Origin of the sequence: Vibrio tubiashii (assembly GCF_028551255.1) — a bacterium.
GTDB classification, from domain to species: Bacteria; Pseudomonadota; Gammaproteobacteria; order Enterobacterales; family Vibrionaceae; genus Vibrio; species Vibrio tubiashii_B.
In genome coordinates this window covers 968,077-994,908 of sequence record NZ_CP117029.1, presented here as the reverse complement: position 1 = coordinate 994,908, position 26,832 = coordinate 968,077, and the positions used below count along the sequence as shown (strand labels likewise).

At 45.5% G+C, this 26,832-nt stretch carries 21 protein-coding genes; 4 read left to right on the top strand and 17 right to left on the bottom strand.

Features of this window, described 5'->3' with window-relative positions; translation table 11 throughout:
- Positions 1-32 precede the first annotated feature (32 nt).
- The 11 genes from LYZ37_RS04520 to sixA form a co-directional block, all read right to left on the bottom strand.
- On the bottom strand, positions 33-1,046 hold the full coding sequence (locus tag LYZ37_RS04520; protein ID WP_272786675.1) for a chemotaxis protein CheW: 1,014 nt from the start codon (positions 1,044-1,046) through the stop codon (positions 33-35).
- The gene (locus LYZ37_RS04515) at positions 1,039-1,815 is read right to left on the bottom strand and encodes a ParA family protein (protein WP_171322519.1); all 777 of its coding nucleotides are present in this window, start codon (positions 1,813-1,815) and stop codon (positions 1,039-1,041) included. Before LYZ37_RS04515 ends, LYZ37_RS04520 begins: the two co-directional genes overlap by 8 nt.
- 9 nt (positions 1,816-1,824) lie before the next feature.
- Positions 1,825-2,946: a protein-glutamate methylesterase/protein-glutamine glutaminase gene (locus LYZ37_RS04510; RefSeq protein ID WP_171322517.1), complete on the bottom strand. Its 1,122-nt coding sequence runs from the start codon at positions 2,944-2,946 to the stop codon at positions 1,825-1,827.
- A gap of 24 nt (positions 2,947-2,970) precedes the next feature.
- Entirely contained in the window at positions 2,971-5,214 is a 2,244-nt protein-coding gene (locus tag LYZ37_RS04505; RefSeq protein ID WP_272786674.1) for a chemotaxis protein CheA, read from the bottom strand.
- Between the two features lie 9 nt (positions 5,215-5,223).
- On the bottom strand, positions 5,224-5,943 hold the full coding sequence (locus tag LYZ37_RS04500; RefSeq protein ID WP_272786673.1) for a protein phosphatase CheZ: 720 nt from the start codon (positions 5,941-5,943) through the stop codon (positions 5,224-5,226).
- 39 nt (positions 5,944-5,982) lie between these two features.
- Positions 5,983-6,351 (bottom strand): chemotaxis response regulator CheY, encoded by a 369-nt coding sequence (gene cheY / locus LYZ37_RS04495; protein ID WP_006879571.1) that lies wholly within the window; start codon positions 6,349-6,351, stop codon positions 5,983-5,985.
- A 45-nt stretch (positions 6,352-6,396) separates the two neighbouring features.
- The gene (locus LYZ37_RS04490; protein ID WP_272786672.1) at positions 6,397-7,131 is read right to left on the bottom strand and encodes an RNA polymerase sigma factor FliA; all 735 of its coding nucleotides are present in this window, start codon (positions 7,129-7,131) and stop codon (positions 6,397-6,399) included.
- Positions 7,124-8,011 (bottom strand): MinD/ParA family protein, encoded by an 888-nt coding sequence (locus LYZ37_RS04485; RefSeq protein WP_272786671.1) that lies wholly within the window; start codon positions 8,009-8,011, stop codon positions 7,124-7,126. The genes LYZ37_RS04490 and LYZ37_RS04485 overlap by 8 nt, the downstream gene beginning before the upstream one ends.
- 13 nt (positions 8,012-8,024) lie before the next feature.
- Positions 8,025-9,503, bottom strand: coding sequence for a flagellar biosynthesis protein FlhF (flhF, locus tag LYZ37_RS04480; RefSeq protein WP_272786670.1), 1,479 nt, complete (start codon positions 9,501-9,503; stop codon positions 8,025-8,027).
- A 29-nt stretch (positions 9,504-9,532) separates the two neighbouring features.
- Positions 9,533-11,626, bottom strand: a complete 2,094-nt coding sequence (gene flhA / locus LYZ37_RS04475; protein ID WP_272786669.1) for a flagellar biosynthesis protein FlhA — start codon at positions 11,624-11,626, stop codon at positions 9,533-9,535.
- Positions 11,627-11,780: 154 nt separating this feature from the next.
- Positions 11,781-12,245 (bottom strand): phosphohistidine phosphatase SixA, encoded by a 465-nt coding sequence (sixA, locus tag LYZ37_RS04470; protein WP_272786668.1) that lies wholly within the window; start codon positions 12,243-12,245, stop codon positions 11,781-11,783.
- A gap of 307 nt (positions 12,246-12,552) precedes the next feature.
- Here sixA and LYZ37_RS04465 point away from each other — a divergent pair, with 307 nt between their 5' ends.
- Positions 12,553-15,327 carry an insulinase family protein gene (locus LYZ37_RS04465; RefSeq protein WP_272786667.1) on the top strand — a complete coding sequence of 925 codons (2,775 nt, stop codon included), beginning with the start codon at positions 12,553-12,555 and terminating at the stop codon, positions 15,325-15,327.
- Positions 15,328-15,348: 21 nt separating this feature from the next.
- On the opposite strand, the gene LYZ37_RS04460 is transcribed toward LYZ37_RS04465, so the two are convergent.
- Positions 15,349-15,948, bottom strand: a complete 600-nt coding sequence (locus LYZ37_RS04460; RefSeq protein ID WP_272786666.1) for a VOC family protein — start codon at positions 15,946-15,948, stop codon at positions 15,349-15,351.
- Positions 15,949-16,188: 240 nt separating this feature from the next.
- Here LYZ37_RS04460 and LYZ37_RS04455 point away from each other — a divergent pair, with 240 nt between their 5' ends.
- From LYZ37_RS04455 to LYZ37_RS04445, 3 genes are all read left to right on the top strand, one after another.
- A complete protein-coding gene (locus tag LYZ37_RS04455; RefSeq protein WP_272786665.1) occupies positions 16,189-16,827 on the top strand; it encodes a TIGR04219 family outer membrane beta-barrel protein in 639 nt (212 codons plus the stop codon).
- A gap of 445 nt (positions 16,828-17,272) precedes the next feature.
- On the top strand, positions 17,273-19,006 hold the full coding sequence (gene argS, locus LYZ37_RS04450; RefSeq protein WP_272786664.1) for an arginine--tRNA ligase: 1,734 nt from the start codon (positions 17,273-17,275) through the stop codon (positions 19,004-19,006).
- A gap of 160 nt (positions 19,007-19,166) precedes the next feature.
- Positions 19,167-19,595 (top strand): HIT family protein, encoded by a 429-nt coding sequence (locus LYZ37_RS04445; RefSeq protein WP_239826263.1) that lies wholly within the window; start codon positions 19,167-19,169, stop codon positions 19,593-19,595.
- A 67-nt stretch (positions 19,596-19,662) separates the two neighbouring features.
- Here the strand turns inward: LYZ37_RS04445 and LYZ37_RS04440 are convergent, their stop codons facing one another.
- The 5 genes from LYZ37_RS04440 to LYZ37_RS04420 form a co-directional block, all read right to left on the bottom strand.
- Positions 19,663-19,893, bottom strand: coding sequence for a FeoC-like transcriptional regulator (locus LYZ37_RS04440; RefSeq protein ID WP_272786663.1), 231 nt, complete (start codon positions 19,891-19,893; stop codon positions 19,663-19,665).
- Positions 19,890-22,166, bottom strand: coding sequence for a Fe(2+) transporter permease subunit FeoB (gene feoB / locus LYZ37_RS04435; RefSeq protein ID WP_272786662.1), 2,277 nt, complete (start codon positions 22,164-22,166; stop codon positions 19,890-19,892). The genes LYZ37_RS04440 and feoB overlap by 4 nt, the downstream gene beginning before the upstream one ends.
- Entirely contained in the window at positions 22,166-22,393 is a 228-nt protein-coding gene (locus tag LYZ37_RS04430) for a FeoA family protein (RefSeq protein WP_004747666.1), read from the bottom strand. Before LYZ37_RS04430 ends, feoB begins: the two co-directional genes overlap by 1 nt.
- Positions 22,394-22,867: 474 nt before the next feature.
- The gene (locus LYZ37_RS04425) at positions 22,868-23,137 is read right to left on the bottom strand and encodes a hypothetical protein (protein ID WP_272786661.1); all 270 of its coding nucleotides are present in this window, start codon (positions 23,135-23,137) and stop codon (positions 22,868-22,870) included.
- 237 nt (positions 23,138-23,374) lie between these two features.
- A complete protein-coding gene (locus LYZ37_RS04420) occupies positions 23,375-26,632 on the bottom strand; it encodes a helix-turn-helix domain-containing protein (RefSeq protein WP_272787142.1) in 3,258 nt (1,085 codons plus the stop codon).
- Positions 26,633-26,832 lie beyond the last annotated feature (200 nt).

The window sequence follows — 26,832 nt, the reverse complement described above, 5'->3', positions numbered from 1 at the left end:
ATCCTCTCTAAGCCAAAATCGGCACAAATGTTCTATTTATCTAATGCTTTAACATCAAGTCCTGCATTAAGCATAGCTATCAATGCTTCAACGTGGATCAAAGCACACATTTTTTCTTTTACCATACCAGCAAGCCAAGGGCGTTTCCCTGCCGTTTCTCGCCAGCGTACCATTTCTGGATTTAATGCTTCAGTACCCATTAGCTGCGTGGAAGCCAAGCCCCACATACTTGCACCTAACATGACAATATACTGGTACTGCTCTTTGTAACTGTCATCTTGCAGCTTCTCTGCCATCACCCACTTAGCGGTGTCAACGACATCAAGCTGAGCTTCACGACTGGTTTGTAAACCTAAGTACCAATCAGGTCGACCAATTAAATGGTTTAGCTCGGCGATTCTATGGATACCACCAAGCTCATCAAGCGGGACGGCAAACGTCACGCTATTGACATCAAAATAGAGCACTTGAAACTCGACATCTCTTTGCGTTGAGTGCCAAATGCCAATATCGCTGCCACCAGTTTGAGTCTCTAGACTTGGCTCGGTTTCGATGCTGGTATCAATTTCTACTTCAGGCTCAGCAATCGCTGGTTCAGTGATGACTTCATCAAGCTCGGGAACTTCAACCTTAAGCTCGGGCTCTTCGACCAATATTTCAGGTTCTTCAACTACCCAGTCTTGTATCTCTTCAACGGCAGTTTGAGTCTGAACTTGAGCAATATCAGCTGTGTTTTGCTCCATCACCTCTTCCAGTTCAAGCTCTGCAACTGGGTTAGTGCTTTCTAACTGCTCTAGAAGACGCTCAACATCTTCTAAATTGGGTACTTCAATCTCTGTTGTTGGTGCTTGGTAATAGCTCTTCTCAGCGACGGATTGAACCATAGGTTCTAACTCATGTTCGTCGTGAGCTTCAGCAACCAACTCCAATTCAGGAACTTGATCTTGCTCAAGGTCGTTGACTTCAGCTTCAAGTGACTCCTCTAACAAAGCAGAGAAGTAATCATCTAACGCTTGTTCACTTGAAAGCAAAGATTGGTTAGTCATCTATCGCTAACCTCTCTAGATAAATCAACAACTGCTTATAAGCGAAGACGCCTCGGCTACCCGACGCAAAATGAGATACAGGTAAATGTTTTAAACTTGCATCTCTAAATTTAGTGTCGATTGGTACCGCAGATGACCACACCTGATTAGGATAATCTTTCTTAAGCTGTTGTAAGGTCTGCAATGACGCTCTTGTTCGCTTATCGTACATCGTCGGAACGATCGTGACATTGAACGATTTATTACGAGACTTCTGCATGATAGCCAAGGTGCGGATCATTCGCTCAAGACCTTTCATCGCCAAGAATTCTGTCTGCACTGGAATCAAAATTCGGTCGCTTGCAGCCAACGCGTTGACCATCATTACGCCAAGAATAGGTGGACAATCGATCAAAACATAATCGTAGCGCTGTTTAATCGCCATCAACGCACGTTTGAGAATTAATCCCATACCACTTCGGTTGCCCATCACTCTGTCTAGTGTCGCCAGTGACATATGCGCAGGGATCAAATCAATCCCTTCGATATCAGATTGCATCACAAGCGGCATCACGGTTTGCTCGGTATATTCCTTAAGCTGGAAAAGATCGAATAAACTCGATGGTACATTGTCAGAGTCATAGCCGAGATAAGTCGTCAACGAAGCATGAGGGTCTGTGTCCACCAATAAAACACGCTTACCTTGCTTACTTAGCAATCCAGCTAAAGTAATCGTTGTGGTGGTTTTTCCAACCCCACCTTTTTGGTTTGCGATGCTCCAAACAATCATGGTTTACCTCTATGCTAGACCGACTTCGACTAACATACGTTCAGCAATTCTGTCTAACGGCAGATCCTCTGTTGAGATCCCCGCTTTTGCGACTGCTTGTGGCATGCCATAAACAACACAGCTTTCTTCGTCTTGAGCCCATATCGTTGAGCCGGCACCTTTGAGCATACGTGCCCCTTCTCGACCATCTGCGCCCATTCCGGTCAGTACCATTGACAAGACTTGATCAGAATAGATTTTCGCTGCACTACCAAAAGTAACATCAACACACGGCTTGTAATTCATGCGTTCGCCGCCATCAATAATGCGCAGTTTTGCCGAACCGGGACGACCTTCAATCATCATCTGCTTGCCACCCGGAGCTAAATAAGCCACGCCAGGTTTCAATGGATCACCATCAGCCGCTTCCTTAACCTGAATCTTACACAAGGAATTTAATCGACTTGCGAATGCCGCCGTAAATGTAGCTGGCATATGCTGAATAAGCACGATCGGATGAGGGTAGTTTGCAGGTAACTTAGTGAGAATTTTCTGTAGCGCTACTGGCCCACCGGTAGAGGTGCCAATAGCGGTCAGTTGATACTTTTTACCACTCGATTTAAAACGTGTGGCTACCGTAGGCTTAGCAGTAGGAGCCGCTGGCGCCGGACGAAGAGACGAGCGAGTTGTCGCTGGTTGTGATGCTGGACGACTTGGTGCCGCAGGTTTTGGCATACTGCGGCGCATCATTGCACGCTTTGATGCAATTTGAATCACGCGCTGCTGAAGTAAGGTTACAGCCTCATCGCGATTACGCGCGATATCTTCAAATTTCTTTGGCAAAAAGTCCAACGCACCTGCATCGAGCGCATCTAATGTTGCCTTCGCCCCATCATGGGTAAGCGAAGAAAACATCAAGATAGGCACAGGGCTTTTTGCCATGATTTCGCGAACTGCGGTAATGCCGTCCATAACCGGCATTTCAATATCCATGGTGATGACATCAGGCTTGATACGCAGGGCTTTATCTACCGCTTCTTTACCGTTAGTCGCAACATCAATAACTTCTAATCGCGCTTCAGAGTTAATGATTTCGCTCACTCGGCGGCGGAAAAAACTCGAATCATCGACAACTAATACTTTGATCGCCATATTTGTCCTTCTATATTTCGCGATTTAGATTCGAGAAGCAGCGGCATACTGCTTAAGCAAATCTGGCACATCTAGTATCAGTGCGATGTGGCCATCACTGGTAATGGTTGCACCAGCCATACCTGGTGTACCTTGTAGCAAGTTATCTAATGGCTTGATCACCACCTCTTCTTGCCCAATGAGTGTATCGACGACAAAACCAACACGTTGGCTGCCGATTTGCACAATCACGACGTGACCATGTCCTTTACGTAACTCGACTTGACCTGCTTGAGGCGCTAGCCAGTTTTGTAGATAGAACAGTGGAATCGATTTTTCACGTACGATAATGGTCAGCTGACCATCAACTACGTTAGTACGGCTCAAGTCTAAGTGGAAAATCTCGTTCACACTTGCCAATGGAAGCGCAAATGGGTGCCCCGCTACACCAACCATAAGTGTTGGCAAAATCGCGAGCGTTAGTGGTACCTTGATGGTTATCTTGGTGCCTTTACCCATTTCAGAGTCAATATCGATTGAACCGTTTAGCGTGTTGATCGCTGTCTTAACAACGTCCATACCAACACCACGACCAGAGATGTCTGAAATTTGCTCTTTACTAGAGAAACCAGGCATAAAGATCAGGTTGAAACACTCTTTGTCTGTTAATCGGGAAGCCGCGTCTTCGTCCATGATACCGCGTTTAACCGCAATACCACGAAGCTTGTCTGGGTCCATACCGCCACCATCATCGACAATGGCAAGTTCAATATGGTCACCTTCTTGCGAAGCAGAAAGTATCACTTTACCCGTTTTGGATTTTCCTGCTGCGACACGAGCGTCAGGCATTTCAATACCATGGTCAACCGAGTTACGAACTAAGTGAATCAATGGATCGGCAAGCGCTTCAACCAAGTTTTTGTCTAGGTCGGTATCTTCACCGCGCATTTCAAGGTTAATGTCTTTTTTCAAGCTACGTGCTAAGTCTCGAACAACGCGAGGGAAACGGCCAAATACCTTTTTGATTGGCTGCATACGCGTTTTCATTACCGCGCCTTGAAGGTCCGCAGTAACAACATCGAGGTTAGCGACCGCTTTCGACATTTCTTCATCGTTGCTGTTTAACCCTAGGCTAAGCAGTCGATTTCGAACCAGTACAAGCTCACCAACCATGTTCATGATGGTATCAAGTGTTGAAGTATCAACACGTACCGTCGCTTCTGCTTGCGGCTTCTTAGCTTGCGCTGCCGGGACAGCGGCTTCTTTCTTCGCTGGCGGCTTAGGCTCTTCTTTTGGTGCGGCTTTAGCCACTGGAGCCGGTTTTGGTGCAGGCGCAGCCTTTGGCTCAGGAGCCGGAGGCGGCGTTGGGTTAGTCGCAGCAGGCTTAGTCGCCGCGTCTAGCTCTTCAATAGAAGGCCCTTTACCTGACCCATGAAGATCATCGAGAAGCTTCTCGAACTCTTCATCAGTCATTAAATCACTGTCGCCAGCACCGACTGCAGGAGCCGTTGGCGCTGGTGTAGATGGTGCCGCAGGCGCAGATGGAGCCACTGGCGCGGCATCGCCTTTGCCCGGACCTTGCCCTGCACCATGCAGTTCATCTAGAAGTTTTTCAAACTCATCATCGGTAATATCACCGCTCATATCGAGGTCAGCAGCAGGTGCTGCGGCCGGCGGTGGCGTGACGGCTTCAGGAGCAGCTTGACTAGCACCTGGCGCCGCGCCTGAACCATGCAGTTCATCGAGTAACTTCTCAAATTCGTCTTGGGTGATTTCATCAATAGAACCTGCTGAAACTTCCGTTTGAGGTGCTTCAACTGGCGCGGGCTCTTCGATGACAGGTTCTTCCACCACAGGCGCTTCAGCGGCTGGGGCATCTGCTACGGCTTCATCTTCAGATTCTGGCTTACAAAGTCTATGTAATTCATCTAAAAGAGATTGTTCTGCTTGAGGAAGCGGCTCACGATCTTGGACGGCCCTAAACTGCTCATTAACCGTATCTAAGGCTTGGAGCATGGTATCCATTAGACTTGCAGTAACTGAGCGTTGTCCATTTCGCAAAATATCGAACACGTTTTCTGCACCATGACAGGTGTCAACGAGTTCGGTGAGTGCAAGGAATCCCGCACCACCTTTTACCGTGTGGAAACCACGGAAAATGGCGTTGAGGAGATCTTTGTCTTCAGGATTGTTTTCCAGCTCGACCAACTGCTCAGAGAGAAGTTCCAATATCTCTCCTGCTTCGACTAAAAAGTCCTGTAGGATGTCTTCGTCTAAATCGTAGCTCATATGTTACCTCTAAAACCCAAGACTTGAGAGTAAGTCGTCGACTTCGTCTTGTGATGAAACGGCATCATCCCTTTCTTGAGGGTTAAGGATCGGACCTTCAGGATCCGTAGATGCTTTGTTCTTGTTATTCGTGCTTTCTTCCAACTGACTCGAACCAAACGCTGTTAGTATTTCGACTAACCTACCTTCGACTTCGTCGACTAAGGTAATCACGCGGCGAATGATTTGACCGGTCAGATCTTGAAAGTCTTGAGCCATTAGAATCTCAGTCAATTGCCCGCGAAGCTCTGAGCTGTCTCCTTCAACCTCACCAAGTAGATCATCGATGCGGTGACAGAGTGCTTTAAACTCAGCGAGTTCAATTCGACCATGCATAAGCTCATTCCATTGAGGGCGAACTTGCAGCAGCCCTTCATGGAGGTTATCCGCAATAGGCATACAGCGATCAACTGCATCCATAGTTTTATTGGCGGCAACCTCAGTCTTGTCAATGACGTATTGGAGGCGATCCCTTGCATCTGGGATTTCGTCATTGGCAATTTCACTCATGCGGTCATCCATGCTGAAATGTTTGATTGACTCATGTAAGTCACGAGTCAACTCCCCAATTTCTTGAAACATTGGATTTGAGTTGTTTTGGTAGATGTCTTTCACAAGAAGATCCGCTTCCTGCTGCTGATCTGCTTCCAACATCTCTACGAGTTGCTTTGCCTGTTCTAATGAAATCATTCTGAATTGGCCTTTAGCGCCTTAAGTCAATACCTTGACTTATAAACGTTCAAAAATTTTATCTAGTTTTTCTTTTAGTGTTGCAGCAGTAAATGGTTTGACAATGTAGCCATTAACGCCTGCTTGAGCCGCTTCAATGATCTGCTCGCGTTTCGCTTCAGCAGTAATCATCAAAACAGGTAGATGCTTTAGCTCATCGTCAGCACGAATATGCTTTAGAAGGTCGATACCTTGCATGCCTGGCATATTCCAATCTGTCACGACGAAGTCGAACTCACCTTTCTTAAGCATAGGTAACGCCGTCAAGCCATCATCCGCTTCTTGAGTATTGTTGAACCCAAGGTCGCGCAGTAGGTTCTTAACAATACGACGCATTGTTGAAAAATCGTCAACAATAAGGATTTTCATGTTTTTATTCAAAATTGCCTCCACTGAGTTCGAGATCAGTGATTTTTACTCGTTATTTGTCCAAGCACTTAACTTTGTGCGTAGACGCTGCATTGACTGGCTTAGTATTTGGCTAACGCGTGACTCGCTAACACCAATCACCTCGCCGATTTCTTTTAAGTTTAACTCTTCATCATAATAAAGCGAAAGTACTAGAGCTTCACGTTCTGGAAGCGATTTAATTGAATCTACTAGCGCTTTTCGGAAAAATTCGTCTGCCACACCCTGAAATGGAAGATTCTCTTGATCTGTATCCTCAGGGGAAATCGCATCTTCTGATACACCGAGATCTTCGATTCCAACTAAACGTGAACAGTTAATATCCGTTAAAATTGTATGATATTGCTCTAGGCTGATCCCAAGGTGCTGTGCAACTTCTGCATCAGTAGGATCTCGATTTAGTACACCTTCGAGAGTAGAGATTGCTTGGCTCACCTCACGATTATGTTTGTGTACCGAACGGGGTACCCAATCTCCTCGACGTATATCGTCAAGCATAGCACCTCTGATGCGAATACCCGCATATGTTTCAAAACTCGCACCTTTACTACCATCGTAGTTTTTTTGTGCTTCGAGCAGGCCAATCATACCTGCCTGAATAAGATCTTCTACTTGTACACTAGGCGGGAGACGCCCTAGCAAATGATGAGCAATACGCTTCACCAACACCGAGTATTTCTCTAGAAACGCTCGTTGGCTATCTTGATTCGCATACTGTTCATAGGTCAAAGCCTTATTCACCAAATGGTTCCTCTAGAATCTCAGGTCTATTGAGTAAGCGTTCGACAAAAAACTCCAGATGTCCACTCGGTGTTTTCGGAATTGGCCACGTAAGCGCTTTATTCGCTAAGGAACCAATCGCGAGAGCCGCCGGAGATCTTGGGAACGCGTCTACAACAATCTTTTGTTTCTTAACAGATTGTCTAACTTTATCATCCAACGGAATACATGCTACGAGCTCTAGGCTCACATTCAAGAATCGCTCTGTGACCAAGGTCAACTTTGCGAACAATTCTCTGCCTTCTCGATAGCTTCTGACCATATTTGCAACGATTTTAAAACGTTGCACCTGATGTTCTTTGCTTAACAGTTTAATTAAAGCATATGCATCAGTGATTGACGTAGGTTCGTCACAAACTACGACAACAACATCTTGCGCAGCTCTAGAAAAACTCACAACCATGTCTGAAATACCCGCCGCTGTATCAATCAGCAAAACGTCCATTTCATCTTCTAAGCTGCCAAACGCTCGGATCAAACCGATATGCTGAGCATGCGATAGCTCGGTCATCGACTGGGTTCCCGACGTCGCTGGAATGATCCTAATACCATGCGGACCTTCTACAATCGCATCTTTAAGTTCACATTCGCCTGCGAGCACATGGCCTAGGTTACGCTTTGGCCGAATACCGAGCATTACATCGACATTTGCCAATCCCAAATCAGCATCTAGTACCATGACTTTTTTGCCTTGGCGAGCCATTGAGATAGCCATACCCAACGTTACGTTTGATTTACCAACACCGCCTTTACCACCGGTTACAGAAATAACCTTGGTCAATGATGGCTGTGTTAAGCGGCGTAATCCGCTTGCTTGGTCTTGTATCATATCTTTAGTCATAATCGTCCGCCGCCTAGAACCTCTCCGCTTCACTATTCCAGTAGTGAGGTTCATCATCTGTCGACTTCTCTAATAATTCGTTTGCTTTAGCGACCATGTACTTCGGTTGCGCTATTACAATATCTTCCGGAACTCGTTGTCCATTCGCTATGTAAGCAACGGGCAGAGAATTCTGTACAACGACACTGACAAATTCACCGAGACTCAGCGATTCATCCAGTTTAGTCATAATGCACCCTGATAGCGGTATGCGTTTAAAGTGATCTATGGTCTCTTGCAGTACTTTTCGTTGCGCGGTTGCAGGCAAAACCAAGTAGCTGTGAATCATTTCTCCACTTTCATGCATAAGCGTATCTAATTGTTCAGACAGCCTTACATCACGCTGTCCCATACCTGCGGTATCAACCAGAATTAGGCGACGATTTCTTAATTGATATATTACATCGGCTAACTCATTGGAATCTTTAGCGACTTTTACAGGACATCCCATAATTCTTCCGTAAATCGCCAATTGCTCGTGTGCACCGATACGATAGGTATCCGTCGAAACCAGTGCTACGTTGTCTGATCCGTACTCCATCGCCGCACGTGCCGCCAGTTTCGCAACCGTTGTGGTTTTACCCACTCCTGTTGGGCCTAACAGTGCAACCACGCCACCACGTTTTAAGATGTCTTGGCGAGAAATAGGGATCTGGTCTGAAACCAAGCCAAGCAGCGCTTTCCATGCTTTTGTCGGTGGCGTATCTTCAGGAATATAACAGGCGAGCTGATCAGCGAGGTCAGAAGAGACCCCCATACGCTCTAGGCGCTTGATAAGCATCGCGCGCAATGGTTCACGACGCTCCACCTCTTGCCACATTAAGCCTGAAACCTGATGTTCTAGAAGCTGACGAATCGACGTCATCTCTTCTTTCATCTCTTCTAGGTCTTCATTCGACACTGCAGGGTCTTCACGGCGTTGACGCTCATAACGCGTTGGATCGAGTTTGGCTGCTGGCCTTTCAACTCGGCGATCTTCAGCAATTAAACGCGCTAATGGGGAATCTTCTTTAATTTGGACGTTTTCACGTGATGGGTCACGTGTCGCCGACTGCCTTTTGAGTAACGCGGACAGTGAATCAGGGTTGTCTTCGCGCTCTTGCTCAGAACCGTCTGCGCCATTGCTGTACTGTTTAAGCATGTTAGCGAAACGCTTGGTCATAGAGCGACCTGAATCTGCTTGGGATTGCAAGCTCACACGGTCATCATCCAGTGCGCGTTGATTCGGAGTAGGAATACTAGCAGGTGCCTGGCGAGTATTATTGTGGCGAGGGTTAGAGTTATAACCGTTGCTTTGACGTTTTGCTCCTTCAGCACCATCAACCGCAGCGACAATTTCCACACCGCCCGCGACTTTTTTGTTTGACATGATCACCGCATCATCGCCTAACTCCCCTTTCACTTGGAGTAAGGCGGTGCGCATATCCTTGGCAAAAAATCGTTTAATCTTCAAATTAAGTACCGTATATCAACGCATTAGACTTAGTTTCCGACAGCCTGAACAATGCGAATTTGTTTCTCGTCAGGGACTTCTTGATAAGAGAGAACTCTTAGTGAAGGAATCGTGTTCTTAACAAACTTGGCAAGCGTAGAACGTAACACACCAGATGTTAGAAGCACCGCAGGTTCACCTTTTAGCTCTTGCTCTTGAGTCGCTTGGCTTAATGATGATTGTAGTCGTTCTGCTAAGCCTGGCTCAATTCCCGCTGATTCCCCGCCAGAAGCCTGCATTGTCTGATGCAATATTTGTTCCAACTCAGGAATAAGAGTAATTACTGGTAACTCAGGCTCTATCCCATTGATTTCCTGAACAATTAAGCGTTTAAGCGAGATACGAACCGCAGCAGTTAGAATGTCGGGTTCTTGACTCTTACTTGAGTACTCGGACAAGGTCTGAACAATGGTTCGGATATCTCGGATTGGTACCGCTTCATTAAGCAGATTTTGCAGCACTTTCACTACCACACCCAATTGAAGCTGATCTGGCACAAAGCTCTCCACCAACTTAGGTGTGCTTCGACCCAGCATCTCTAGCAGATTTTGCACTTCTTCATGGCCAATTAGCTGTGAAGCATTGTTGGTCAGCAACTGGCTTAAGTGGGTTGCTAGTACCGTCGATGAGTCGACCACGGTATAACCGAGCGCCTGCGCATGCTCACGTTGCTCTTCGCGTATCCAAACCGCTTCAAGGCCAAATGCAGGGTCGATTGTCGGTTCACCTTCAATCATCCCATAGACCTGCCCCGGGTTAATGGCAAGTTCCATATCTGGTCGAATTTCGGCTTCACCGACTGCCACCCCCATCAGGGTAATACGATAGCTATTTGGTGTGAGCTCTAGGTTATCGCGGATATGCACTGCTGGAATTAAGAATCCGAAATCTTGCGATAGTTTTTTACGTACCCCTTTGACCCGCTCCAACAACTCGCCACCTTGGTCTTTATCAACCAGAGGGATAAGTCGATAGCCCACTTCTAAACCGATGATATCGACCGGTTGAACGTCATCCCAAGAAAGCTCTTTGGGTGTCGCCGTTTCTTGTTCGGTCGTTGCAGGAGTCGCTGGTTGCTCTGCTGCTTTCTTCTGCTTGCGGTAAATCCAGTAAGCACCGCCACCAGCAATAATGGCTAACAACAAGAACGCAAAGTGTGGCATTCCCGGAACTAAGCCCATTACGCCAAGAATAGCTGCGGTGATCATCAAGGCTTTCGGGTTGTCGAACATTTGGAAGACAACCTGCTGACCCATATCTTCATCAGTGTTTTGGCGAGTTACCATGATCGCCGCACCGATTGAAAGTAATAACGATGGGATTTGAGCTACCAAGCCATCACCAATCGTCAACAGGGTGTAAATTTGGAGTGCATCTTGAAAGCCAAGGTCATACTGGGCCATACCGATGGATAGACCACCGATGATGTTGATAAATAGGATCAGGATACCGGCAATGGCATCACCTTTTACGAATTTTGAAGCACCATCCATCGAGCCGTAGAAATCCGCCTCTTTGGTCACTTCTTGACGACGCGTTCTCGCTTGGTCTTGATCAATCAGTCCGGCATTTAAGTCGGCATCAATCGCCATCTGTTTACCCGGTAAAGCGTCCAAGGTAAAACGTGCGCTTACTTCAGAGATACGTCCTGCACCTTTGGTCACAACCATGAAGTTAATGATCATCAAGATCATAAACACCACAAGGCCCACGGCATAGTTACCACCAATAACGACGCTACCAAAGGCTTCAATTACTTTACCAGCCGCTCCTGAACCTTCATGGCCATAAAGCAGTACCACACGCGTTGACGCTACGTTTAGCGCCAGACGTAAAAGTGTCGATATCAGCAGTACGGTAGGAAATGCTGCAAAGTCGAGGGGTCTGCGGGTGTATACCGTCACCAACAAGACAACCATGGCTAAAGCGATGTTGAAGGTAAAGAATAAGTCGAGCAAGAGTGCTGGAATTGGCAAGATAACCATTGCCAATGTAGCCAATACCATGATTGGCGCGCCAATCGCAGGCATCGCTCTTTGAGGAATTGGTGGTAACTTGTCCGCAAACGGCAAAGAAAACTTCATAGTTGAGTAGCTACAATAGTCGGAAAAAGAAGAACTTGGACTAGCTATGCAATATCTAGTCCATCTACTCTGTCAAATTAATGGCTGACTGAGGATTCAGCATAGTGAAGAGTGGCTTAGCAGGGAGGTAAGCTTTCCCTGCCAACCGCAGCAATTAGGGTTGAATATTAAACAAAATCTCACCAGAGCATTCTTCTGGCGAATATTCAATGCAGGTTAAACCTGAAGTTGGAAACATAGGCGGATGAATGTCAGGTACGAACTCTGCCGTCAGGTAGCCGACTAACGGTAAATGCGACACCAACAGTACACTTTCATAATTGTGAACATCGATAAGCGCCGATACATAATCCGCAACCTGCTCTGATTCACCGTAAGGCGTAATGTCTTCGCACGTTTCTACTTGCTCAGATTGAAAGCAGCTCGATATTTCTTGCCACGTTTGCTGCGCGCGGACATAGGGGCTAACTAGCACTTTATCGAACTGTGAAAAACCTCTCTCCGCACAAGCACGGGCTACCGCGACAGAGGCACTCCTACCATTTTGAGTGAGCTCTCTTTCGGCATCTGATTGGGCAAAATGCTCGGCTTCTCCATGACGCATGATGAAAATTTTCATGGCATATTCCTAATACTATCCGCTGTCGTTTTAATGCGGAATATTGTTGTCTCACTGTTTATCTACAGCGTAATTATTATTGAGCGGAAAATTATAAAACCGCTAAATTTTCGTTGAACTGTAAATAATTATATCAATTCTTTGAGCAAAGACCCTGACTTTCTTAACACTATTTAAAGTCAAATTGTTAACTATCGTTAACCCATTTTGCTCATATTTCTCAAACAGATAGTTTGCAGTCGCCCATATCCGAGTCATAATTACTCTATTGTCTATAAGACCACTTCATAAGTTCGGAGAGTGTATTGTGCACATTAGTCCAAATGATACGAACCAGTACCGTTACCTCACCTTAGCTAACGGTGTGCGGGTTTTACTAATTCACGATCACAGTGCGCAAAAGTCCGCAGCTGCATTGGCAGTGAATGTTGGTCACTTCGACGACCCTATCGATAGAGAGGGTCTCGCCCACTATTTAGAGCACATGCTATTTTTGGGCACAGAAAAATACCCTAAAGTGGGTGAGTTTCAAAGCTATATTAATCAACACGGTGGCAGCAATAACGCATGGACGGGCACTGAGCATACCTGTTTCTTTTTTGATGTCTCGCCGAGCGCTTTTGAACCAAGTCTCGATCGTTTTAGTCAATTTTTTACCGCGCCGCTTTTTAACTCAGAAGCACTAGATAAAGAGCGCCAAGCGGTCGAATCTGAATACAAACTAAAACTCAACGATGACTCAAGAAGGTTGTATCAAGTCCATAAAGAGCTGGTTAATCCTGCCCACCCTTTCAGCAAATTTTCAGTCGGTAATTTAGAGACTTTAGCTGATAGAGATGGGCAATCGATTCGAGATGAGATTGTCAGCTTCCACTATGATCAATACTCCGCCGACTTAATGACGCTCACAGTGATTGGTCCTCAAGAGCTAGATGAGTTAGAAGCGTGGTGCCACGAAAAATTCTCGGCCATTCCCAATCATGAGCTATCAGGGAAGTGTATTACTGCACCTTATACCGACAAGCAATCGACCTCAATCTTGGTTAATGTCGAGCCGGTCAAAGAGATCCGTAAACTCATTCTAACTTTCCCAATGCCGAGCATGGATGAGCACTACCAATCTAAACCCTTGTCTTACTTTGCCCACCTACTCGGTTACGAAGGTGCCGGAAGCTTAATGTTAGTGCTCAAAGATCAAGGCTGGATTACCTCTTTATCTGCCGGGGGCGGAACTAGTGGTAGCAATTATCGTGAGTTTACGGTCAGCTGCGCACTTACTCCACTTGGTCTTGATTACGTAGACGATATTACTCAAGCAGTATTCAGCTATATCTCTTTGATCGCAGAAAGCGGATTAGATGAGTGGCGTTATCTAGAAAAACAAGCGGTTCTAGAATCCGCATTTCGCTTCCAAGAGCCAACTCGCCCTCTCGATCTGGTGAGCCACTTAGTGGTCAATATGCAGCACTATCAAGAGCAAGACATCGTCTACGGTGATTTCATGATGAAGCACTACGATGAAACACTGCTAAAGTCGCTGCTTGACTACTTTTCTCCGGCGAATCTGCGCACAACGCTTATCGCGCATGGCTATGAATATGATAAAACGGCCAAATGGTACTTCACCCCTTACTCAGTGACAGAGTTTACTCAACAACAAAGGGAGCACTACCTTGAGCCAAGTCCATTAGCCTTTAAACTGCCTGAAAAAAACCCGTTCATTTGCTATGACCTTGACCCTAAAGAGCTAGAGATTTCCCATGCGACCCCTCAAGTGTTAGAAGAGCTGCCAGGATTTAAGCTATGGCATCTGCAAGATGATGAGTTTCGCGTACCGAAGGGCGTCGTTTATATCGCAATAGATAGCCCACATGCGGTAGAAACCCCTAGAAACATCGTCAAAACGCGCCTTTGTGTAGAGATGTTTCTAGACAGCCTCGCTGCTGACACCTATCAAGCAGAGATTGCCGGGATGGGTTACAACATGTATGCCCATCAAGGTGGTGTCACACTGACAATATCAGGTTTTAGCCAAAAGCAGCCTGAGTTAATGAAGCAGATTTTAGAGAGGTTCGCTAAACGTGAGTTTAGTAGCCAGCGATTTAATACCATCAAGCAGCAGCTGCTAAGAAACTGGCGCAATTCAGCTCAGGATCGTCCAATTTCACAGCTTTTCAATGCACTGACGGGTATTTTACAACCCAACAATCCTCCTTACTCCGTCTTAGTTGAAGCCTTAGAATCAATAGAGGTAGATGAGTTAGCGAGCTTTGTGGACGCGATCTTGGCGGAATTACACGTTGAAATGTTTGTTTACGGCGATTGGACAAGAGCTGATGCACTGTCACTCGGCAACACACTCAAAGATGCATTAAGGGTACAAGACCAGCAATATGAAGAAGCCCTGCGCCCACTTGTTATGCTCGGCAAAAACGGTTCATTCCAACGAGAAGTCTTCTGTGATCAGGAAGATTCAGCCACTGTGCTGTACTACCAGTGCGACGATACTAGCCCCAAAAGCATCGCTTTGTATTCGTTAGCTAACCACTTGATGTCGGCGACCTTCTTCCATGAGATCCGAACCAAGCAGCAGCTTGGTTATATGGTTGGTACGGGGAATCTGCCATTAAATAGGCACCCGGGGATTGCACTTTATGTTCAGTCGCCAAATGCAGCGCCAATTGATCTTATCAGTTCCATTGACGAGTTCCTCAACGCCTTTTACATGGTGTTGCTAGAGCTTAATGAATACCAATGGCACAGCAGTAAACGAGGTCTGTGGAATCAAATTTCGACCCCAGATACCACTTTACGTGGGCGCGCCCAACGATTATGGGTGGCGATTGGTAATAAGGATACCGAGTTCAATCAACGGGAAGTGGTGTTAGAAGAGTTAAAAGCATTAACCCGCACCGACATGATTCGTTTTGTGGTTAACGAACTTAAGCCAAGAACAGCTAACCGTCTCATTATGCACACTCAAGGTAACGCGCATCATGAATCAGAGAAGCTCAACCTTGGTTTGGAGATAGGCTCAATTGAAGAGTTTCAATTGAGACCTAAAGATATTGAACTTGGCTAATCACTATGTGATTTTGCAGGCTTAAACAGCCTGCTCAGACTCAACAATCTTTTTCAATGAATGGGGGTGGAGTTTAATGCACACCCCTTGCCATTTGAATGCCACCGTCGGGTTGTTCAAACGCTCACCTTCCCCTTTAGGACTTGATAGCTTGGTTTTGATGCCAAGTACTGACAGCCTTTTCCACTGAGTCGCAAAATCAGGGAATTGTTGTTTTAGATCGGCTAGGTAATCCTCTGCGGTTTGCGCCGTTGAAGGCACAACAAACTCAACGTGTTCCCAACCCTGTTTTGGGTAGATCTTCCCTTGTGCTGGATAAGGCAGCTCCAAACACTCAAAACTCCAACCGTGACTTACAAGCGGCGTATCAAACGCGATGACAACAATTGGTCGACCATTAATTTGTGCTTGTGAGATAACTTGACCATATGCTTGCCACTCATGATGCGCTTGCTTAGCCAAATCTGGCTCGTTAATGCGCATGGCAATATGATCGGCTTGGTAATGAGATAACTCTAATCCAAGCTTGCCAGCAAGCGTCATGATTTGAGAAATGAACTCAGGCAGGTCTTGCTGCATTTGCGATGGCAAAAGCGCAGCTTGCTGTAATTGACTGGTCATCGAACTTTCCTTTCAGTGCTAACGCGTGAATGTTACCGATCAATGATGCGCAGTACCAGCAGTGACAGCAACCATAAAAGTTTGTCACCGCTAAGCCACTCATATTTCGAAGATAATGGTTAATAGCTGAACTATATAGTTTAATGTAAAACAATGACATTATCCGGACTTTACCAATCTCTAATGCTGCTATATTGCGGGCCGTTTTTATTCATCAACTTTTGCTACGAGATTGCAATCATGTCTTTTAAGAAAACTCTTTTGGGCGCTGGCCTTACCCTTTCTGCTCTTACTCCATTTGCGGCCCTATCAGCACCTGGGGATACCTTTGAAATTAAAGGTGGCTTCGATTATTGGTCAGCGGAAGCAAAAGTAGATGACACTAAAGCGGGTGAACGCCAGTCGCAGTATTCATACTACGTCGGTTTTGAACACTTTGTACCGCTAATCCCTAACGCGAAAATCCGTTCAACAAACGTAAAATCTGACAAGTTTAATATGTCGTATCGTCAAGTTGACTACATTGCTTACTACCGTTTGATCGATACCAATATGCTAGGTGTTGACTTCGGTCTAAACATGCAGCACTTCTCTGGCGTAAAAGACCATGATTGGCAACCAGCTGCGTACGGTGATGTAGAATTTACTATCCCGGCGACACCCGTTACCTTGTACTCAACAGTTTCTGCGGGTCGTTTTGACGGAACCAAAACTTTTGATGGTGAAGCTGGCGCAAAATGGACCATCGAAATGGGTCCACTTGATCTTGGCTTAAAAGCGGGTTACCGCGTTATGGATAACGAGTTTAAGCATAAGGCAACTAAGGAAACCAACATCCGTATGGATGGTTACTTCATGGGTGCAGAGCTCAAGTTCTAATCGCTTAGCTCAGCTTAAAACAATCTCAAGACGGCTCCTTTGTAGCCGTCTTTTTCGTTCATGTGTTCCAAGGTGTTAAAACCTGGGCAATTAATATGCAGAAACTCGCTTAAACCATGAATTTTATGCATAAAATCAAACCATTCACGTTTGACTCGTAACCCAGTTCTTTATGCTTTCAACAGCCATTCGTCTTGAATGTTTTAGTCAAAACGTTATTTTTTTCCTAATAGTAACAAGATCATCAGGAAAAGTAGTAAATTTCCCAGTTCACTCCCTATAAGAGAAGCAATAAAGTTGCTATTATGTGCGCCAAATTTATGAACTAGATCGAGATATGCATTCACTCCACTTGGTGGATATTATTCATGGTTCCACTCGAAGAATCACCCGAATAGTAACGAATGCATAGCTAACCAATTCCCAAGAATTGAAGGAAGCGCGTGTGAATATCCAAGCACTTATTAATGACAAAGTTTCTCAGGCTTTAGAAGCCGCTGGCGCACCTGCAGGCAGCCCTGCAGCCGTTCGCCAATCTGCAAAACCTCAGTTTGGTGACTACCAAGCAAATGGTGTGATGGGCGTTGCAAAAAAACTAGGGACTAACCCACGCGAATTCGCGCAAAAAGTATTGGATGTTCTAGACCTAGAAGGTATCGCGAGCAAAACAGAAATCGCAGGCCCTGGTTTTATCAACATTTTCCTAAGCGAAGAGTTCCTAGCGAAACAAGCTGATGTAGCCCTTGCAGACGCTCGTTTAGGCGTTGCAGCAGAAGAGCAGAAAACGATTGTTGCTGACTACTCTGCACCAAACGTTGCTAAAGAGATGCACGTAGGTCACCTACGTTCAACTATCATCGGTGATGCTGTTGTTCGTACACTAGAATTCCTTGGCCACAAAGTTGTTCGTGCTAACCACATCGGTGACTGGGGTACTCAGTTCGGTATGCTTATCGCAAACCTAGAGCGCGTACAAAAAGAGTCTGGTGAAGTTTCAATGGAGCTTTCAGACCTTGAAGCCTTCTACCGTGAGTCTAAGAAGCTATACGACGAAGACGAAGAGTTCGCAGTAAGAGCACGTAACTACGTTGTAAAACTTCAGAGCGGTGATGAATACTGCGCTGAAATGTGGAAAAAGCTTGTTGACGTTACTATGGTTCAAAACCAACGTAACTACGACCGTCTAAACGTCTCTCTAACTCGCGATGACGTAATGGGCGAAAGCATGTACAACGACATGCTACCTGGCATCGTTGCTGACCTTAAAGAGCAAGGTCTAGCGCAAGAAGATGACGGCGCTCAAGTAGTGTTCCTAGATGAATACAAAAACAAAGACGGCGAAGCGATGGGTGTTATCATCCAGAAGCGTGATGGCGGTTTCCTATACACCACCACTGATATCGCTTGTGCTAAGTACCGATACGAAACACTAGGCGCAGATCGCGTACTTTACTTTATTGACTCTCGTCAGCACCAACACCTAATGCAAGCTTGGACTATTGTTCGTAAAGCGGGTTATGTGCCAGAAGAAGTATCTTTAGAGCACCACGCTTTCGGTATGATGCTAGGCAAAGATGGTCGTCCATTTAAGACTCGTGCAGGTGGTACAGTTCGTCTTGCTGATCTTCTTGATGAAGCAGAAGAGCGCGCAATCAAGCTGATCGAATCGAAGAACTCTGACCTAGACTCTGAAGAGAAAGCAAACATCGCGAAAACAGTCGCTATGGCTGCGGTTAAATATGCTGACCTATCTAAGCACCGTACTACTGACTACGTGTTTGACTGGGACAACATGCTTGCGTTCGAAGGTAACACCGCACCGTACATGCAATACGCCTTTACTCGTGTTTCTTCTATCTTCGCTAAAGCAGGTATCTCTATGGATGAGCTATCTGGCGAGATCAAAGTAACAGAAGAGAAAGAGAAAGCGCTGATTGCTAAACTTCTTCAATTCGAAGAGGCAGTTCAATCTGTTGCTCGTGAAGGCCAACCACACATCATGTGTAGCTACCTATTCGAGCTAGCGGGTCAATTCTCTAGCTTCTACGAGGCATGCCCGATCCTAAGCAGCGAAGATGAGTCTGTGAAGCAAAGCCGCTTGAAGCTAGCTGCTTTAACTGCGAAAACTATCAAGCAAGGTCTATCTCTACTAGGTATCGATACGCTAGAGCGTATGTAAGAGAATCGAGAATCGAGAATCGAGAATCGAGAATCGAGAATCGAGAATCGAGAATCGAGAATCGAGAATCGAGAGAAATTGGAAGGTTGGCGTGAGAGCGTCAACCTTTTGTTTTATTTGGCGTATACTAATCGAAAATAGAGACAAACGGATACTGACTATGAGTTTTGAACTGCATCCTCAACTCGCTAAAGATACCACTGTGATTGGTCAATTCCCTTTATGCCTTGCTCTACTGCATAAAGACAAGGCTGTACCTTGGGTTATCCTTGTACCTAAGCGAAGCAACTTAAAAGAGTTACATCACTTACCAATGAAAGAGCAGCAACAGTTCTTGTTAGAGTCACAAGCGGTAAGCCAAGCGTTAGAAGCCACATTCCAACCTGACAAGCTCAATCTTGGCGCGCTTGGCAATATGGTTCCTCAGCTGCACATTCACCATATCGCTCGCTTTAAAGATGACATCGCATGGCCTGGTCCTGTTTGGGGTAATACGGACGGACAATTTCGCAGTGATGAGGAGCAAGCGCAGCTCTTGGGCCGAATTAAAAATGTTCTTTCGTTGAGCTCGATTTTCTCTCCAGCGTAACTGCTTGTTTCCAAAAGCCTATTAAAAAGCCGTTCTATCTAGAACGGCTTTTGCTATCACAGACCACCTACATGGTGACATTCAGAGCTAAGGCATCGGCTTTCACTTTCGCGTATCTGATACGAGTGACATTGTGTGATGCATTGGTATCGATAAATCGCGAGATCTTTCCCTTCTTAATCCACACTGAGAGCATCGCATCAACACCATCTTCACTCATCGCAAATTTCTTCGCTAGTTCACGACGAGAAATGCTTCCATTCTGCTCAATACACTGCTTTAGCTCAGCAAGAATCATGCGGTTTGTACCTCTAAAACTTGGCTCTGTTTGCTACCCACGGACTTAAGAATTCGGTAAGTCGCAAAACTCACTAACAAGATACCTGCTATCCACGCTGAACTTGTAGCAGGGTGATCAGCAAAGTGAGTAACTTGGTAATAAAGCGCTGCACTTCCGTAAGCTAAGCCCATCGTCCATACCGCAATAAAACGCGCATATTTCTGACCAAACTCACGTACGTAGGCACCCATCGCTGCAACACATGGCGTGTAAAGCAAAATAAAGATCAGATAAGCAAATGCCGCATTGCTTGAAGCAAAGTAGCCTTTCAAGTTACCGAAGATAGACGCGTCTACTTCTTGCTCTTCTGCAACCGCTTGGCTGTCAGTCAAGTCGCCCACTTCGATACCTAGTGGATCTGAGTAGCTTAGCCCTGCTAGATTATCTGGAATAGACATTACGGCTTCTTCTAAGCTCGCCATTAGGTCGTATTCACCACCTTCCTCTTCGCTTGGCGCATAGAGGCTATTCAGAGTACCGACTACCGCTTCTTTGGCAAAGATACCCGTGATGATACCTACCGTTGCAGGCCAGTTATCCTCTTGAATACCAATTGGGGCAAACACAGGCGTAACAATTTGCGATGCTTTTGACAGCACTGAGTTTTCGCTATCTTGGTTACCAAATGAACCATCTGTACCAACCGAGTTTAGGAAGCTCAGAATCGTCACAACCATAACGATGGTTTTACCCGCACCCAATACAAAACGCTTTAGCTTTTGCCATGTTTTGATCACCACATTGCGCATCGTCGGCAGTTCATAGTCCGGCATCTCCATCACTAGGCTATCACTTGAGCCTGGGTACAATGTCTTCTTAAGCACTAAGCCAGTAAATACCGCAGCAACAATACCTAATAGATACAGTGCAAAAACAATGTTCTGACCGCTTTGTGGGAAGAAGGCCGCGGCAAATAGCGCATAAACAGGAAGTCGCGCACCACATGACATAAATGGCGCCATAGAGGCAGCAAGCTTTCTTTCACGCTCTTGATCGAGCGTACGTGTCGCCATAATCGATGGTACGTTACAACCAAAGCCTAGAACTAATGGAACAAAGGCTTTACCCGGAAGACCAATTTTCTGCATTACTTTATCGAGCACAAATGCCGCGCGCGACATGTAGCCAGAGCTTTCCAATACCGCGAGGAAGAGATACAGACAAGCAATCACAGGAATGAAGGTTGCCACGGTTTGGATACCGCCGCCAACACCGTCAGCCAGTAAGGTCACTAGCCAAACTGGCAGATGGTCATCAAGTAGGTAATGTCCACCATCAACCAGCAAAGCGCCGACACCAATATCGAAGAAGTCGATAAAGGCGCTACCGATATTGATAGAGAACATAAACATCAGATACATAACAACAAAGAAGAAAGGCACACCGACCCATTTGTTGAGAATGATGGCATCCACTTTCTCTGTAAAGCTGTGGCTTAGTTTACCTTCACTGCGACGCACTTTCTGGCACTGCTGGTGAAGAAAAGTGTATTTCACATCAGCGACCAATAGATCAATATCAAGCTCGACTTTTTGCTGCTCCGCTTTAACGATAACTCGGTCAGATTCCGCTAGAGAGTTGACAACCAGAAGGTCGTTTTCAAGTGCACGAATAGCCAATGCTCGCGCCGATACTTCAGATTGCGATTTGAAAATTGGCGCGATAGTTTCAATTGCCTGCTCAAATTCCGCCCCATAGTCTAGGCGAATTTCATTCAGTGCCACACCTTGTACCAATGCTTTATGTAAGCGGTCCTTAAAGGATTGAACTTGAGATTTGTTATTTGCAGAGATTGCCATCACTGGACAACCTAGCACTTTTTCAAGCGCTTTAATGTCGATGGTCTGACGTTCACGCTTTAGCGCATCCATCTTGTTAAGCACAACAACCATAGGGCGGCCAAGCTCACGCAACTGCAACGTCATATATAAGCTGCGTTCGAGACAAGTGGCGTCGACAACATTAATAATTAGGTCTGCGGGATGGGTTAACACTGCTCTTGACGCAATAGATTCATCAATACTATTGCCATCATTGCCGCTGTCTAAAGCATAGATACCCGGAAGGTCGGTAAGCAAAAAGTCGTCGCTAGAATGAGAGTACTTACCTGTTTTCTTCTCGACAGTGACCCCTGCCCAGTTACCTACTTGCTGCTTGGCGCCTGTTAAGCCATTAAAGAGTGTGGTTTTACCGCTATTAGGGTTACCAACCGTTAGAATTTTATATTCCATTAGTTCGCCTCCACTGTAATTGCATCGGCGATGTTGACGCGGACAGCAAGCGAAACTCCGCGAACTTCGACTTGTAGCGGGTCACCCATTGGGGCTTTTCGAATCAGTGTGACCGGCGTTTGTGGCAAAAGCCCCATCACCATGAGTTTTTTTCGCACGTCATTAGAGAGCTCTGAGAAACCAGTTATGGTAGCGACTTGCCCTTGTTGTAGTTGTGAGAGTTTCATTGCGAGACCAGTTATTTATAATGAGAAGGATTGTTATTTATGCTTACAATTTTATCTTCAACTGTTTTAGCAGATCTTGCCTGAAATCAATGTTTCCAAGTTTCGATAGAAGCATTGAGAATATCTGACTCAATTTATCGATTAAGAGGTTATAGAGGGACCTTGTGGTCACGACTTATCTATTGTGTCTACAGAGAGGGTTCCGCATGCTGCACCACCTCTGATAAGCCACTCTTTAATCCTTCATAGGAGCCATTTAGCTTGGCTCACAGCAGGCAAAAACGTTAAAAGCGCACTCGTCAATTACGTCAAAAGATAGCTTTCTCTTACGATTTGGCCAGATTGATTGCCGAAGCAAATAAAGACAAAAATCAATTTTTCTTTCATTTACAATAACTTAATCAAATGTCGCTTTTCTTATGCTATCTTGGCGTTAATTTTATAAGTAAAAAAAGTCCCGCTCGTTATAGTTAATCACGTCGAGAGGGCATCCCTTAAGACAACATTGAATTCCAGAGGTGGCGCATCAGCGTCACTCCGGCAGCAAGCGAAGGTGTCGTTGGCACCCGTGGTATAGTCCCCCCGGCTATACCACGATATTTTTTTTCTTTCTCTCCCCAATTCACGCAATTCACGCAATTCACGCAATTCACGCAATTCACGCAATTCACGCAATTCACGCAATTCACGCAATTCACGCAATTCACGCAATTCACGCAATTCACGCAAAGCGATTATAACCATTAGCTCTTGTCCAATACGCTTAATGAAGATTTACATCGTAATTTCAAAACAGTTCTAACCCCAATCGCGGTACATAGGCATTTAAATAATTAGACGGGCAAAATCACTTAGTGCAAGGGATAGATTGCAGCGAGCTCGCTGCTGGCATGGGATAATAAGCGTATGAACTAATTGCCTCACCGCGTATTGCTCACGCGGTACTAGAGCACAGTGGTATTAGCTGATTGCTCTTTCTAGTTAGTAGCGGCTTTGCTGCTCAACAAACTGGGTTGGTGACATACCAAAGCGATGCTTAAACCTTTGGCTAAAGTAAGAAGGGTCATTAAAACCGCACTCAAAGGCAACATCCGAGACCTTTTCCCCTGCAAGTAATCGGCGGCAAGCGTTGTCTAAACGCACTTCAGTCAAATACTCAGTAAAGGTTTTCTCTACTGAGGATTTGAGTCTGCGTTGTAAGCTTCGTTCTGATACATAGAGCATCTTAGCCGCAGAAGAGGTACTAAATTCAGGGTCGGTATAGTGGTCATCAACTAATTGAATCACCTTTGATAGCCAAGGGTCATCGTGAACAAGTTCAGCGCACTCTTCGTCTGCTGGCATCACAATCGGGTTGTTCTCGAAAGAGACACTCTCTTGCCAACTGATTTCCAATAGGTTGCGATCCTCTGAGCTAAACAAGTTCATCTCACCACCGCTTTGCATGACGAGCTTATGCAAGTTGTCTGAGGACGTAACACTGCCAGAAATGGAATCAAAGGCATCACCTTGATCCAGCATAGAGAAAACTACCATCCCCTCTTTTTGCACTAACTGAATCACTACCGTTTGATTGCGATAGCAGCGCCTTAAAATGCCATCGAACAATAGGTTAAATAGCTCATCAAGGTTAAAGTCATTCAAGCCTATAAACAGCTCTTGGTCAGATTCAAGCTCAACATTGACGCCCACCTTGGCTAGCTCATCTTTCCAACTGCTGATCACCGAATTCACGATCATGGTGAGATTAAATACAGGAAGAGCTTGCCCATTTGTCGAACGGACATTGATTAACGTTTCTAGCTCTTGCTGCATATAACCAATAAGCTGCTCATGGGTTAATGAGTTAGAAGCCGTTGTGTTAAGCCGCTCTTTTAACTCATTGACAGACTGACTATAAATCAACCAACGCACTTCAAGCTGTTTACGTAGTTGATTGTTGTTGCCGAGTAAAACACGGCTTTGATGACGGAGCTGATTGGTTTTGAGCGCGACTTGGGCTTTAAGCAAGCGGTTTGACTTCGCCATTAAACGTGAACGCCAGTAAACGATAACCGCGATAACAATCAGGACTGCAAGTACATAGGTTACTATCGCAACGTGGCTAAGAAACCAAGGTTCGGTGACCAAAAACTGATAGCTGTTGCTATTGCCTTTTACTCGCCCATTCCTGACGGCACGAACCTCTAGGCTATACTCCCCAGGCATGAGGTGTTCAATGGTCAAGGTACTGCCGTCCAGTGCCTGCCAGTCACTACTTTGGTTCAAGCGATATTCAAGATTGATATTGCTAGCACTTGGCAGAAAGCCGAACTGAAAAAAGATTGACTCTCCGTAGCCGATTTGTGGTGTTTCTTGCACCGTGTTGGCTAAGGAAAAAAGCTTTTGATTGCGCTTGATTTGGCTAAATATCACACGCGTATCGGGTAAACGACTCACCACTAATTGCTGGGTATTAACCTTCACTAGGCTGCTATCAGCCCCTAAGAAAATGGTTCTTTCGCTGTCACTGCCAAAAGTACATACACCCGGCAAAAACTCATTACTGATGACACCAAATGGTTCGCCATAATGCTGAGTCAGTGTGCCTCGAGGCGTGTAACGGGAAAGCCCAGTAGATGAGGTCAGCCAAATGCCGTCTTGATTTTGGATCAAGCATTTTGGTGTTACGTGGCCATCAACCATATCAATGGGCTCAACATTATTGCTGAACAAATCTAAGCGATACAGCCCATAACGACTGGCTACCCATAACTCACGTTCTGATGGCTGAACCGCATCAATCACTTCACCAAATGGGATACTTTCCCCCACAAAACTAATCTGGCCATCGCGAACAATATACATCCCATGTTCGGTTCCTAACGTCACATAGTCTTGAGAAGTCACGTACATATTGGTTAACTGAGCGGGGAGATATTTGTCGATCATCCATTCAGAGCCATACTGTGTTAGCTTGCGACTGACCAGATCGAAACTCCACAGTTGGGTATCACTTGCTCCCCAGATCATTTTGCCGTGGTTAAACTCTAAAAATCTTACCGTGTTGGTTTTGAGGAAGTTGGGTAAGTCATCATCGATAACCTCGCCCGTATCTGCATTAACACAGACAATACCTTTATCGGTAGCCAGCCACAGAACACCATTATGCTCTTCTACATCGTGCACTCTGCCGCGAAATACTAGTTTTCGTGAAGACGGTTTAACTAGATTTAACTTAAACACGCCTTTGTTGGTCAGTAGCCAATAACCGTCCCGCCCTTTACTACGATACAGCTCGACGAGCTTTTCTCCGCGGCTTACGACAGACATGGCTTCATTGGAATAGCGAGTAAATTTATGCGAATAGAGAGAAAAATAGCGAACACCGCGATCGGTGGCGACCCAGATCCCACCAGTATTGTCGTTGAGAAGCGAATAGATCTTTTCGCCCGCTAAGCTATTGCCTGCGCCAATCCCCTGCTCAAACTTTTGGGTTTCTCCAGTCAAGAAGGTGTAAACAAAAAGACCTTTTTCGGTACCAATCCAGTACTCTTGATCCGTTTCGGTAATACTCAGTACATGGCTACCTGCGATGGTGCGAATTGGCTCGTTCGGCTTGTTGATATTGAAAATCAGCGCGCCATTGAGTGAACCAATGATCAGTTCACGTCGCTTTTCAGAAAAGTAGAGCTTTTCGACATAGTTTTTGCCAGAGCTTGAAACATGCTCAAAATGACTCCCTTCAGAGAGATAAACACCGGCATTGGTCGCCACCACCCACTTAGAGAAAATAAACTTAGCGTCATTAATTGCGATTTGAGATGACTGGTTGTACTGATACAACTCCATCAATGAGAAGGTTTGAAACTCACCACTATCAATTTGATAGGTATAAAAATTACGTTCATCAGACACCCAGATATAACGCTTGGACGAACCGATTTTTAGGATCTCTGTACCGGGTGTTAAACTAAACACCAACTCCTTCTCTTGATTAGGAACAGTACGGTAGATTTCGTTTTGGAAAAATGACCAAAATGCGTTGTCTAGAAAAGCGATTTGCGACGCTTCATGATCAAGCGCCGAGCCCTTTTCAGGAAGGATATGTTGCCCATCGAAGAACAACACTTGATCGCGTACGTCTTGCAGCCAAATTCCTCCCTCATCAGCAAGGAATAATTGCTTGGCAGCGAACACCTTCCCCTGCGCTAAAGTTGGCAAAGGATAAAACAGCTTAGGTGACGTATTTGCCGCCATCGTCACTCCTGTATAGAAGAGAAAAAGCAGCAAAGTTGCAATCTTACTCAAGATAATCCATTTCCTAGCAGCAGATAAAAAAGACCAAGTCGTTGGCGTGCTGAGCCTAATAGCTCTATTGTTATTTTGTGATAATAATTATCTAGGAAATCGGGGGATTAACAAGTAAGGAAAGGAAATAGTTGACAAGTTTTTCGATG